Origin of the sequence: Tepidimicrobium xylanilyticum, from assembly GCF_900106765.1 — a bacterium.
GTDB lineage: Bacteria > Bacillota > Clostridia > Tissierellales > Tepidimicrobiaceae > Tepidimicrobium > Tepidimicrobium xylanilyticum.
Genome location: NZ_FNNG01000004.1, coordinates 25,923 through 38,893 on the forward strand (window position 1 = coordinate 25,923; position 12,971 = coordinate 38,893).

Below are 12,971 nucleotides of genomic sequence, written 5' to 3' on the forward strand. Positions count from 1 at the left end.
TGCTCCTATAAAGGAGCATTTACAATCATTCATAAGCCTCTACATCATTATTCAAAGTAGGAGATTTAGTTTTTATGAAATTCGGTACTATAAGAGCTATTAGGAATAGCCCAGCAAGTATATATGTTCCCATACCTTCCATTATATTTGCTACTTTTCCAAATAATATCCCTATTACTCCAAAATCAAAATCTCCAAAGGTGGTATTTTGGAAGCCAAGTTCTCCAAGAACCGGAAGCAATAATGCAGGTAAGAAGGTTATTCCTAGACCATTAACAAACGACCCAATTACAGCTCCCCTTTTCCCACCAGTAGCGTTTCCGTATATTCCTGCTGTTGCACCACAGAAGAAATGTGGAACTAAACCTGGTATTATCAATACCCCTCCTAAAGCTCCTAGTATAAACATCCCTATTATACCACCAATAAAGCTAGATATGAATCCTATTACCACTGCAGTTGGTGCATAGGTAAAGAAAACAGCACAATCTACCGCTGGAACTGCATTTGGTATAATCTTTTTGGAAATACCTTCAAAGGCAGGGATTAAATCTCCTAATATCATCCTGACCCCGTTATAAACGATGGTAACCCCTACTGCAAATTTTAAAGCACTCATTATAGCAAATACTATGAAATTGGTTCCACCTGATATACCAGATACAAACTCAGCTCCTGCAGCAATGGCTGCAATTAAGTAGAATATACACATTGCAATAGCCGTTGAAATGGTGGTGTCCCTTAGGAAACCATATTTTTCAGGAATTTTAATATCCTCAGTACTGTCTTCCACATTTCCTACTATTTTACCAACCCAAGCCGATAGGTAATAGCCTAGACTACCAAAATGGCCCATGGCTATATTATCCCCTTCGGTAACCTGTAGGGTATATTTTTGCCCAATGGCAGGTGAAATGGCTGACCAAGCCCCCAGTATAAATCCACCGACTCCAACTAATGGAGTCCCTGATAGTCCAGCAGTACTCAATACTGCAGAAAGAAGACATGCCATAAAGAAGGAATGATGTCCTGTTAAGAATATATACTTATACTTTGTAAATCTGGCAATAATAAGGTTAAAAACAAGACCAAATAATAATATAAGCATAGTTTCTCTTCCCAAAACATTTTGGGCAATGGCAACGATTGCCTCGTTATTTGGAACAACCCCTGTAATGTTAAATCCATGTTCTATCATCTGTCCCAATGGATCTAAATTTGCTACGATAAAGTCTGCTCCAGCGCCTAACATAAGGTATCCAAGTATTGGCTTTAATGTTCCAGTCATTACTCTAGTAAAGGGCCTCCTCAAAGCAATAAGACCTATCAAGGAAATTAGTCCTAATAATAAGGCCGGTTGTGTTAAGATATCTTGAGAAATAACTCTTAAAATACCCATTCTAATACCTCCCCCATTTAATCATTTTTTTGAGACAGTTCCAATAAAATATCCAACACATCTTCCTTTATCTTCTTCTTATTGATATAGCTTCTTACTACTGCAACCCTTTTGTTTTCAAACTGATTTGCAAGCTCTTCCACAGTAACAATAAGGTCACATTCCTTGCCTTGAGCTGAATTAAAATCTGTAGATTCTATATCAGCTTTGATCCCATGTTCTTCACATATTTCATCCAATTTCATCTTAAGCATTATGCTGCTACCAATTCCATTACCGCATACAGTAAATACCTTCAAAACATCTCCCTCCTTTCTATTTTATTTACTAAACTTGTCTATTATTTCAAGGATTTCATCTACATCAATTGAATTTACTATCCTATCGATAGCTTCTTCATCCTCCAATAAGACCATCAACTGAGACAAGGCCTTTAAATGGCTTTCCGAATCTACTGCACAGAAGGATATTACCAATTTCACTGGGTCATTTTCCTTATTGCCAAATTCTATTGGTTCTTTTAACGTGATAATACTCATTCCAATTTCCAATGCACCTTCTTCTGGTCTTGCATGGGGCATTGCTACCCCCTCTAAAATTACTATATATGGACCAATCTCCTTTACAGCTTCAATCATGGAATCTACATACCTTTCTTCTGCTGCCCCTACCTTTACTAAGAGTTCTCCACCAATTCTTACTGCTTCTTCCCAATTTTTTGCTTCCACATTAAGTTTTATTGTTTCCTTTGAAATTATATCCTTTAGCACTGGCTTATCATCTCCATCTTCATTTTTGAGCATTTTTAAATTGAATATATTATATAAATCCTTTTCCAATTGATGGCGGTCATTAATAGTGCAGCTCCTTTCAATAACGCTTATAAGCCCATCAATTTCTACTCTCTTCCCACTAGATTTAAGGAAGATCCCATTTAATTCCTTAATATTGTCTTCACTTAATATTGGACTAACGTATATAACCTTAATGCCTTTTACATTCTCAATAGGAACTGTAGATATGATTACATCTATATCCTCCCTATCCAAGATTTCCTCTAATTTTCTCTTAGAAACTACTGCTACAATACTCACTTCAAACATGGATTGGATCTGTACCGATAAAAGTTCCGATGTACCAATGCCAGTATTACACACGATTACTACCCTAGGTAAAACAATTCCACTAAATCTTTCCCTTTCTATAGCAGCCCCAAAATGGATAGTTAGATATCCTATTTCATCATCATTTATTTTCTTTCCTATGAACTCCTCTATGGGATAAACGCTTTCTTTAACTATTTGGAAAAGTTCCTCATAGTCCTCCTTTATACTCTTTAGAATTGGATTCTCCAGTTTTATCCCATATTTTAAGCGGTTTATCATCGGTTTTATATGCTCCAATAAACTATTGTATAGTTTCCAGTCCTGTCCAATATCTGAAATGATTTTGGAATTTACCAACTCTATAACTTCCTTTACCAATAACTGAATATGAATCCATTCGCCCTTGGAATTTTCATAGATAGAAGAGAGATTACCTCCTAATAGACAAGCGGTTATATAGATGATTTCATCTTCTATGATCTTAATATTATAATATCCCTCAACTATTTCTATTAAATCCTTGGCTACAGTATATTCTCTAGTCTGAACCATGTTTTTATCTTCTAGGTTTAAGTCAATATATCTACCCTTGTTAATCCTCATTAAAGATACACATATATGGGCTACAATATTTGCATAGGCTACATCGGAGTAATCGACCCCAATCTTTTTTTCCATGATATTTACTATATTTTCTATAAAGGGTATGTCGATGTCATCTATCAACCTATCCATATATTTTCTTATTCCAAATGAATTACTTTTACCATGCTTATGGCTTTTGGATTTAACATCTGAATAGTCATAGACATATTCTGTCCAAAGTTCTACTAACAGCTTTCTTATATGCCTTTCCTCTCCCACCAGTTTTAAGCCGTGTCTTTGGCGGAATACTATATTAAGGCCATACTCTTCTAAAGCCCTTCTAGCCTTTTTCAAGTCATTATTTATTGTACTTTGGCTTACCCCTAGCTTTTGTGATAATTCCTCTGTTGTGATATAATCATCTGCGTCTATAAAGGCTAAGATAATCATTATAATTCTCTCATCTGGCGAAAATACGAAATCGTACTTTTCAGCCCCAACTAAGACTTCTTTTAACTTTTTTCTATCTTCAGCCTCTCCCATGAAGGATACGCCTACTCTAGGTTTTCTTTGAAGTTTATTCATGCCATTGGCTACTAGGAAGTTATCTATATTGTCTAGATCATACCTTACAGTCCTATTACTTACCATCAGCAACTTTTGAATTTGAGAAATGGTTCTCGGCACATTACTATTTAGTAAATACAATAATATTTGAGCTGCTCTATCATATAGGAAAATAATACTCACTTCCTTTCGTAAAAGGAAATTAACACTTCCCTTTATTTTTAAGTATACCATCTATAATTTGCAATAAACCTACATAAAATGTCCCTTATAAATGTGGCAATTTTACAAATAAAAGCTCCGTACTAATTCTAGCATAAGATTCCCTTGACAAATACAACTACTATTACTACATCATGATCTGCTTTCCGAATAATTTAATAAAATAAAAAGCCGCCATTATAAGGTTTTTTCCTTAAATGACGACTAAGCCATTTATCCCCTATTCTTAATAATAAAATTAATGCCAAGTCCAATTAATATGATGGGAATTAATATTTTGACTAATAATCCAAAAAAAATGCCAAAAGTAACGGTGACTCCTGTAAAAACTAAAATTAAAAGGGTTAGAACTATGGAGAAAACAATGGCAATAATTGAAATCAAACACCCAAATATCATAACATTCTCCTTTATCCAGTTATTTTACTCTTAATATAAATTATAGCATAACTGGGTAAAAATTTACTATAATATCCTCCATAGGAAAATAATATTGCATTTTTTATTAAGAAATAATTTAATATGTAAATATAAGCATAATAATAGAGCATTATCAAATGGGACGGCTAAACCGTCCCATTTTACTAATTATAATCATTTTATTATTTATAATACTTTCCGTACTTTTCATCTCCATATATCCTATATTCAGTTTCATACTTGCCATCTACGTAAATATCAATTATCACTCTATCATCATCATGATCATAGTCATAATAGTAGAATATTTTATCTGCTATTCTATCTAAAGTATCAAGCAGTTCATAATTTTTTATATCCACATATTCACTGCGAGAAATATCTAGGTCTATGGATAAATAAACTTCATAGTTTCTAGTATCAATGTCATCTATATAGACTTTAATTTTTTCTTTATCAAACTCATTATATACTATATCTTCTATATCCCTATCATAATACCCTCTACTACTACTGCTGCTACTTCCATAGGAAATACTTAAACTGCTATTCTTCTTTTTATTAAATGTTAATACATCCTTTCTATAGTATTCATCATATATTGAACCATAAATATCTACATTGCTAATTTCTGATAATATTATATCTACAATATCTTCTATCAGAGCTTTTCTGTCGCTATGCTTTATTCTATTCCAATAGTTTTCCTGTCTAACATCTCTTAAATCCATTGTAATGTTTACATCAATCCTATTACTGCTTTCCTTTAAAACTATGTCAAAGTCTACCCCTTCATAAGTACCAAATTTGCTATTTAACTCTTTTTCAATATCCTTAATGTCTTTCTCTTTTTTAGCTTTCTCCTCTTCAGCTTTTTCTTTTAACTTTTCAATTTCCTTTTTTAGTTCAGCAATTTCATTATCCCTCTTCTTCAACTCCTCCTCATAGGCTTTCGATTTAACGTCTATAATCTCTGCCGTATAGGTTTCTTCGTCCCATTTTATCTCCATGTCTAATAGTTCAGCAATAGCCCTTACTGGTACATAAGAACGCCCATCTACAATAAAAGCAGGTGTATTATACTTCTTTTCTATTTCCTTCGTCACATCCTTACCACCTACTTTAAATTTAATTCTTCCGTAAGTAGCCGTAAGCTTCTTTTGATATACTTGATTGGCTGCTGTAGCAATGGTACCCAATGCTAAAACCAATACTATTGAAATAATTAGTACTTTTTTAAATCTAATACCTTTGAACATAAAATCCCTCCCATACTCTTTTATTATATACTATTGTATCATCATAAGGGAAGTGCTTTCAATTATTTTTACTACTTCTTTAGTACCATCTTTCTCATGTATATTTTATAAATATTCCTCCCTGTTTTTTCTTATTTTAAGACCTCTAAACCCTCCTGTTACTAATTTTTTAACCTTACCCATTAGGCTCTCAGATATTGATTGAGGAATTAATATGGATAGGGATTTATTCCTATTTTATTGCAAAATATGTCATATTCGGTCTTTTTATGGTAAAATAAGCTAAAGGAGTGATAGTATGTATTATGAAGAAAATAAAAAAAGCAATTCGTTATTAGCTCCAAGGGAACTATTACATTTAAAACTAAAATACAATAAATTATTAAATGAGTACAAAAAAGCAATGACTGATTTAGGATATGCAACATATGATAAGGTAATATATAAGAATCTAAAAGACGAAGAACTGGAAAAATTCGTAATACGCATCAAAGAACTCGAAATGGAAATGGAAAAACTCAATGAAATAATTTATTAGGATTACAGTCAAAAAATAGTGATTAATAATCACATGTTAGACTTGTATAAGTAAAAACGACCATTTTGGAGCGCTAACTTAATATCAACTATGGCACTGGCTATAGCTCCTTTTAGACTTCCAGCAAATAGCCAGTTCTTTTTTTCCTTCTATAAATGGTCTTATGCTATTTTTCGCTATGTTATTTGATATTTTACTATATACCATAATACTTAACTCATTCTCCCCATAGCAAATTTACAGCATTATATAATTCATTTGTAGATTGACGTAAATATATACTGGCTGTCTTTAGGTCATTATGCCCTAATGGGTTTTGTACTGCTACAATATTAGCGTTATTGTTAATTAATTATATGTCTTATTACTCAAAATGGTCGTAGATTTTATTCTTAGAAAAATATATCCAGCACTCACGGTTTAACTATCTTGACAAAGTGTGGAAAAATATAATCTAGCATTTTTTCCATAACAAAATACATTTGCGAAATAAACCTGCTAAAATGTTAATTGGCTAAAATAACATAGGAAGGAAATTTATTCACAAGTACAATCTAACTTTGTCACACAATTGTTAAATTTAGAATGGGTTAAAGTAACGTTTCTCATATTCCTATACCGCCTAAAGTTCTTTATATTAATGAATTTAAGGGTAATGTAGAAACTGGGAAGTATTACATTATGAAAACAACCCCAGCCCAACTATTGACAAAAAGCTAAAAAACACCTCACAAGTATTGCTACCTGTGAGGTGTTTAACTTTTAGTTTATCATCCAATTACATTATGTCCTAGCCTCTAATTATGCAGTAATTTCAATTGTATCAGATGCTGAACCGAATTGTATTGTTATAATTACTTTAGAATCATCATCAGATTTTGCAGCTGATACACCATCCATACCCGCAATTGCTGCATTAACATTGTTTAGCGTTGTATCTGCATCAGTATTCCAAGTAAGATTTAATTCTTCTACTTGTTTTTTTACTCTTGCCACCATCTCTGTATCTGATTCTATTTCATCAATTGCTGCCTTTGCATCTGCAAGTGCTGTGTCTACTTCTTCAGTTGTTGTAGCTGCATCTATAGCTGCTTTACCAGTTGCTATTGCTGTTGCTAAATCTGCAGCATTTACTGTATAATCTGCAGCATCTTTATATTCATCTAACTCATCTTTTGCTGCTTCCTTCGCTGCTTCTAAATCTGCTTCTGAATTAACTCTATCAATTACTTCTTGAATTTCTGCAAGTGTTTCTTCTGTGCCAGCTAATGCTGCATCATATTCAGCTATTAAACCGAATCTTAGATTTTCCAATCCAGCTGCTCTTAAAGCATCCCATAGTTCTTCTAGAGTTTGTGCTTCATTTATTGCTTTTACTTTTTCTGCTTCATCTTTTCCTTCTAATTCTTTTATTTTTTCTACTGCCTTATCTAATTTGTCTTTTGCTTCATCACTTACAAATTTCTTAGCTTCATCGCTTAAGTTATTATATGCTGTTTCTGCTTCTTTTACTGCATCTTTATTAGCTAATGTTATTTCTTCTACTTTTGGTAGCTTGTTAATTAATTCTACTACATTTTCAGCTGCATCCTTTGCTTGTTTTTCACTTTCTTTCTCTGCTACTGTTTGACCTTCTTTTAGAAGTTCTTTTGATTCAAATTCATAATAGTATGATGCATCTAATCTTTGTCCGCTTGTAGTTTTTAATGTGTTTTCAATCTTTAATCCAAAATACTTATTAACTACAGTTAAATCGTCCCAATCTAGAGGAATTTCTAGAAGTACTACATAACCATTACTCTTTAATATAGCTTCACCGTTTAAATCATCTACATCTTTTCTTAGAACTCTAGTCTTAATGTCATTTTTATCTCCTTGAGTATAGAAGATATAGTTTGTTCCATCTTCTGCCATGCTTCTGTCTAGTTTCTTATTAAATTCAATTTCTATTTCTGTATCTCTTGTTCTTGTTCCTTCATATACCTTAACACTTTTAACTATGAAATCACTTGATTTAGTAAATTCAAATGAATAGTAATCTCTGTACATTTTGTTTCTTGAAGATGACATATCTGTGAAGCCTTCAATTTCTAAGATGTATTCGATGTCGTTATCCTTATTATCCCATATCTTCAAGCCTTCTATTACTACATCTATTACATCTTTTTCATATCTCTTTTCTTTTACGTTATAGTAATATTTAGCTGAAGTTATCTTAGGATCGTTCTCACCATCTAACTTAGTTCTCTTAGATACTTCATCTTCATATAGAGCAAAGTGATCTTTTACTATAAAACCTTCTTCTTCTTGTGTTTTTTCACTCTTATCATTTACAAAGCTACCTTTTACTTCTTTATTGAAGTGTAGTCTTATTGTAGCTGTTCCAGTCTTGGAATCAAAAGTTTTACTTACTATTTCTTTCTTTATTATTTCTGGTTCAATGTCATCTAATACTTCTCTAAGTGCTATAGTTGTTTTTTCCATTTTAACTCTTGAGTGGTTTTCAATGTCTACTATAGTTACTTCATCTCTTCTTGAAGGTGCTTCATTATCTTTGAATTCATAAACAACTTTATTTGTATCTACTTTTGTAGCACTATCTGCGTATATAGTATGTCTTCCTAGTTCATAAGAGATATTTCCTGTATCAGATTTGCTGTAATATTCTGCTACTGAAGGTTTGTAGATGTCTTTATCAAATACTACTTCTACTTTATTTCCTTTTAATATAGCGTCTACTACTTTTGGAGCTTCATTATCTTTTACTATTTCAATATCGAAATCTTCTTTTGCAGATTTATACCCTGCAAAGTCTACTAATCCTTCAATAGTTAAAGTCTTAGCACCGCTTGGGAAACTTCCGCTGTATGGAGTTAAAATTAAGTTTCTTCCATATCTTTCAACGTTCATAACGATGTATTTTCCATCTACTAAGAAGTTTTTACCTCTTACATCTTCTATTGGTTCGCTAGTTATAACTTTTATACCATATTCTCCAAGAACTTCTACTTTTTCTACTGATGGTATAGTGTTGTCTCTAGCTACAAATTTATATTTTCCATTTATAGCTTTGTCTACATTTTTAATTTCTAATTGATATTCTTTACCACTTCTTAAAGTATCTCTTACTTCTAGTAAAAGATCATTACCTTTTAATTCTGCTCTTTCAATTACATTGCCTTCTAGTCTGTAATTGCTAGTATTTAATAGTTTTTCTTCGTTTGCTAATTTAGCATTTGATAATTCAACTTTTATTTCTTTTAAGTTTTCAGTATCGTTAACTGTAGCTTTTAATTCTTTTGGTGCTGGCATTTCAATTCCTAAGAATTCTGCTAATGTTTTACCTTCTTTTTTCATTTTAACGCCAAGAGCGTTAAATATCATTGTTGCTACATCTTCTCTTACGATTGCTGCGTTAGCATCAGCTTCTTTAACGCCTTCTAGTATTCCTAATTCTTTAGCTTTATCCATTACAGACTTCCATTCAGTATCGCCATACTCTAGTGCTCTTAAAAGAACTAGTGCGAATTCTTGTACTAATATGGATTCTCTTGGTTTGAAGTTTCCATTTGGATATCCTTCAAAGTATCCATTGGCTGTTGCCCATCCTAAGAACCCTGCATAATATGGGTCGTTATTGTCTGGGTATATTTCATCTTCAGCTGGTTCATAGTTCTTAGCTTCTTCTTCTGCTTTAAGAAGCCTGCTTAATAATACTACTGCGTCACGTCTTTCAAGTGCCTTGTCAAGCATTAAGTTACCTGACTTGTCACCTTTTAAGATACCATTCTTTTCTAAGAAAGCTGGTACGTTTACTTCTTCATCTGCAAATACAAATGAGAAGCTGCTTAGGATCATTACTACTGCAAGTAGTAGTGACAGTTTTCTCTTCATTTTTCAAAGACCTCCTTTAAATTATTTAAAATTTTGTCTTTACAGTTGCAAATATGTATGAATTTGCAATCTATAAAGTATTATAGCATCAACCCGCTTTTAGGTCAACAGGTTGAATGCTAATGTAATCTAATTGTAATATTGGCTAAGGGATAACCCCTTGACCTGTTATCATTATACACTAAAAAAGGCTAGAATACTATTACAATTGTGTTACAAATTTCATTCGATGCACAATTTTCAACCAATGGTCAATTATCAAGTGGTTTATGTATGAGACTCTTTGGCTGTGCCTAAGAATTGAAAGAGGAGGACTTTAACTATGGTTGGGAATAACAATGGCTTCCGCCGCTCGGGGTGGAAGCCATTTTATGATTACATTACTGTGCCAGTACTTCAATTGCTTTTTTTAGTTGTTGGTCTTGGCTTTTTATTATTATATCTGGTTGTATGCCTTCTTTGTTTATAGTTGATTTATTAGGGGTTTGGTATTCAGCTATGGTTAGTTTTATACCGTCTCCATAGGGTAGTGGAATTATATTTTGGACTGTTCCCTTGCCATAGGTCTTAACCCCTATAATTGTCCCAACTTTTGTGTCCTTTACTGCCCCTGCGAATATTTCTGAAGCAGAGGCTGAATTTTCATTTACCAGTACAGCTAGTTTATATTTGGGCTTCTTTAAATTTGAATAATAGGTTTGTTCTACATTATCCTTATATTTTACATGCACTATAGGACCTTCTGGAATGAATAGATTTAGTATGTTTACAACCTCACTTAATAATCCACCTGGGTTGTTTCTTAGGTCTATTATAATGTTAGTAATACTTTTCTTATCAAATTCCCTTAATGCTGAAACTACATTTTCATAAGTATGCGGATTAAATTGAGTTATCTTTATATAGCCAATTCTATCATTCAATATTTTAAATTCTACAGGATTTATGATGATTTCTGCCCTTTTAATATTCTTATATATCCTGTTATTGTTTCTGCTAATACCCAATTTTACAGTAGTTCCAGCTTCGCCTTTAATCAGTTGGGTTACCTCTTCTAGTGATTTTCCTTTTACATTCTCTCCATTTACAGATATTATCTCATCTCCAGCCTGAAGTCCTACTCTCTCAGCAGGACTTCCTTTTATAGGCTCGGATATTATTATAGACCCTTTATCTTCTTTAATATATACTCCAATACCTATAAATTCACCTGAAAGCTCTTCCGTTAAGCGTTGGAATTCTTCTCTAGTATAGTATTGGCTGTTTTCATCTAATGCTTGGAATATTCCTCTAATAGCACCTTCTATCAATTCTGATTCTGTAGTTTCATAAAAGTAATGAGTTTCTAGAAGGTTTTTTACATATAATAGATAATTTAGATCTAAGTTAGCATTATTTGCTGCTCCTACAGTAACTGGGAAAGACAATTGAAGTATGAAAGCTACTAATATTAATGATAAAATTTTTCTTCCCCTATACCCTTTAATATTCATTAAAATCACTCCCAGTTATTAGTTTAATATATTCTCTCTATAATCATATTTTAATTGATTTTGTAGATAGTTTATAAAGTTCACCAATAAGGTGGCCGTTTCTTCCTTCGTAATAGGCTTATTCGGATAGAAATATTCATCCCTTGGAATTATATTCAACTCTTTTGCCATATATACGTGATCCTTAGCCCAGGATGGGATGCTGGAATCATCTATAAATCCAGTTGAGTAATTGCCAATAGGGGCTAGGTTTTGGAAGCCTAAAAGTCTAATTAAAATGGTGGTAGCTTCTGCTTTGGTTAATTCCCTATCGGGTTCAAACCTGTCCTTTCCTACGCCTATCATAATGCCTCTATTGGATACCCCTTCTATATAAGGATAGTTTCTATGGGTTTTAGGCACGTCTATATACCTTAGTTTTTCTTCTTCGGCTTTTTTCCTACTCCTCCTGCTGCTGGTTTCTTCTACCGGCAACTCTATATCCATAGTATTGGCTAAGGCTCTAGCAAAATCCCCCCTACTTACTGCTGTTTGAGGGCCTAAATTGGTGGCAGTTATTGAAAAGCCATTCATACTAGCTATTAACAATATGTCCTTTTCAGATGCTAGGCCCCTCACATCTCTTAAAGCTGGTATGTTTAGCCTTCTAATTATTGGGTTAGTGTCAATGCTTGTGGAAGCTTGTCCCAAATTCCTTCCTGAGCCTTTAAGTCTTGGTAGGTCATAAGAGTATTTAAGGACATTCTCATGTTTTTCCGTTAATATGAACCCCCCATGGAAGGATATCTGATTAGGTATATTTTCTACAAAATTGTAATCCTTAGTCTTATTATAAGAAGCTTCTACCGTAGCAGTACCTTCCCAAAAGTCATTTGCATTCATTTTGTTGTTATACTCTATTATATAATGTAGGGTTTGCGTTTGAGTAGCAGACCAAGGGCTATCATAGCCTACTAGGTTTCCTATGGTTTGGACTGTAACCTCTTCTGTAGGAGTTCTTCTATTACCAACTTTATAGGTCTTTCTAGCTGCCCAATCGCCTGCATAGTATTCTAAAAGGCCCGTTTCATGAAGGATTTGGCCTTGATTCCATTGGTAATCCTCTGTATCTACCTTATAAGTTTTTCCATTTATTTTAAAGGTTTCTGAATACTTATCCAGCGTTTTTTGGGATGTGGTTTGCTTCCCATTGGTTTCAAAGGTTTCCGTTAATGTAATGTTTCGCTTTAATGATGCTCCTAATTTTAAATTGTAAAGGTCGTATTTATAGGTGTATGTTTTTGTTTGAACCCCTTTTTTACTCCTTTCTTTTATGCTTATATTCAAAGTGCCTTCCAACTCTATAGGCTCTCCTGTAATAAATATTACTTCCTTATAATTGTTTTCATTATTTATTCCGCCTTCATAGCCTGGAATTTCTACGGCAAAAGAAGATGATGCTAATACTAATATTAGAATTAAGGTTAATACTGTTGTTTTTATTTTCAT

At 33.0% G+C, this 12,971-nt stretch carries 9 protein-coding genes; 1 reads left to right on the top strand and 8 read right to left on the bottom strand.

Features of this window, described 5'->3' with window-relative positions; translation table 11 throughout:
* Positions 1 to 25: 25 nt before the first annotated feature.
* From BLV68_RS05805 to BLV68_RS05825, 5 genes are all read right to left on the bottom strand, one after another.
* Positions 26 to 1,399 (bottom strand): PTS ascorbate transporter subunit IIC, encoded by a 1,374-nt coding sequence (locus BLV68_RS05805; protein ID WP_093751781.1) that lies wholly within the window; start codon positions 1,397 to 1,399, stop codon positions 26 to 28.
* Positions 1,400 to 1,416: 17 nt separating this feature from the next.
* On the bottom strand, positions 1,417 to 1,698 hold the full coding sequence (locus BLV68_RS05810; protein ID WP_093751783.1) for a PTS sugar transporter subunit IIB: 282 nt from the start codon (positions 1,696 to 1,698) through the stop codon (positions 1,417 to 1,419).
* A gap of 21 nt (positions 1,699 to 1,719) precedes the next feature.
* Positions 1,720 to 3,891, bottom strand: coding sequence for a BglG family transcription antiterminator (locus BLV68_RS05815; RefSeq protein ID WP_093751785.1), 2,172 nt, complete (start codon positions 3,889 to 3,891; stop codon positions 1,720 to 1,722).
* Between the two features lie 201 nt (positions 3,892 to 4,092).
* Positions 4,093 to 4,278, bottom strand: a complete 186-nt coding sequence (locus BLV68_RS05820) for a hypothetical protein (protein WP_093751787.1) — start codon at positions 4,276 to 4,278, stop codon at positions 4,093 to 4,095.
* Positions 4,279 to 4,481: 203 nt separating this feature from the next.
* The gene (locus BLV68_RS05825; protein ID WP_093751789.1) at positions 4,482 to 5,558 is read right to left on the bottom strand and encodes a copper amine oxidase N-terminal domain-containing protein; all 1,077 of its coding nucleotides are present in this window, start codon (positions 5,556 to 5,558) and stop codon (positions 4,482 to 4,484) included.
* Between the two features lie 298 nt (positions 5,559 to 5,856).
* Here BLV68_RS05825 and BLV68_RS05830 point away from each other — a divergent pair, with 298 nt between their 5' ends.
* Entirely contained in the window at positions 5,857 to 6,096 is a 240-nt protein-coding gene (locus BLV68_RS05830; protein WP_093751791.1) for a hypothetical protein, read from the top strand.
* A gap of 801 nt (positions 6,097 to 6,897) precedes the next feature.
* Here the strand turns inward: BLV68_RS05830 and BLV68_RS05835 are convergent.
* From BLV68_RS05835 to BLV68_RS05845, 3 genes are all read right to left on the bottom strand, one after another.
* Positions 6,898 to 9,990 (bottom strand): S-layer homology domain-containing protein, encoded by a 3,093-nt coding sequence (locus tag BLV68_RS05835; RefSeq protein ID WP_093751793.1) that lies wholly within the window; start codon positions 9,988 to 9,990, stop codon positions 6,898 to 6,900.
* A 380-nt stretch (positions 9,991 to 10,370) separates the two neighbouring features.
* On the bottom strand, positions 10,371 to 11,483 hold the full coding sequence (locus tag BLV68_RS05840) for a S41 family peptidase (RefSeq protein ID WP_093751795.1): 1,113 nt from the start codon (positions 11,481 to 11,483) through the stop codon (positions 10,371 to 10,373).
* Positions 11,484 to 11,501: 18 nt separating this feature from the next.
* Positions 11,502 to 12,971 (bottom strand): S-layer homology domain-containing protein, encoded by a 1,470-nt coding sequence (locus tag BLV68_RS05845; protein ID WP_093751797.1) that lies wholly within the window; start codon positions 12,969 to 12,971, stop codon positions 11,502 to 11,504.

Bases quoted from the DNA above. Each gene is read 5' to 3' on its own strand.
- BLV68_RS05825 (WP_093751789.1), bottom strand. From the start codon at position 5,558: ATGTTCAAAGGTATTAGATTTAAAAAAGTACTAATTATTTCAATAGTA.
- BLV68_RS05845 (WP_093751797.1), bottom strand. From the start codon at position 12,971: ATGAAAATAAAAACAACAGTATTAACCTTAATTCTAATATTAGTATTA.
- BLV68_RS05820 (WP_093751787.1), bottom strand. From the start codon at position 4,278: ATGATATTTGGGTGTTTGATTTCAATTATTGCCATTGTTTTCTCCATA.
- BLV68_RS05840 (WP_093751795.1), bottom strand. From the start codon at position 11,483: ATGAATATTAAAGGGTATAGGGGAAGAAAAATTTTATCATTAATATTA.
- BLV68_RS05830 (WP_093751791.1), top strand. From the start codon at position 5,857: ATGTATTATGAAGAAAATAAAAAAAGCAATTCGTTATTAGCTCCAAGG.
- BLV68_RS05815 (WP_093751785.1), bottom strand. From the start codon at position 3,891: ATGGTATACTTAAAAATAAAGGGAAGTGTTAATTTCCTTTTACGAAAG.
- BLV68_RS05805 (WP_093751781.1), bottom strand. From the start codon at position 1,399: ATGGGTATTTTAAGAGTTATTTCTCAAGATATCTTAACACAACCGGCC.
- BLV68_RS05835 (WP_093751793.1), bottom strand. From the start codon at position 9,990: ATGAAGAGAAAACTGTCACTACTACTTGCAGTAGTAATGATCCTAAGC.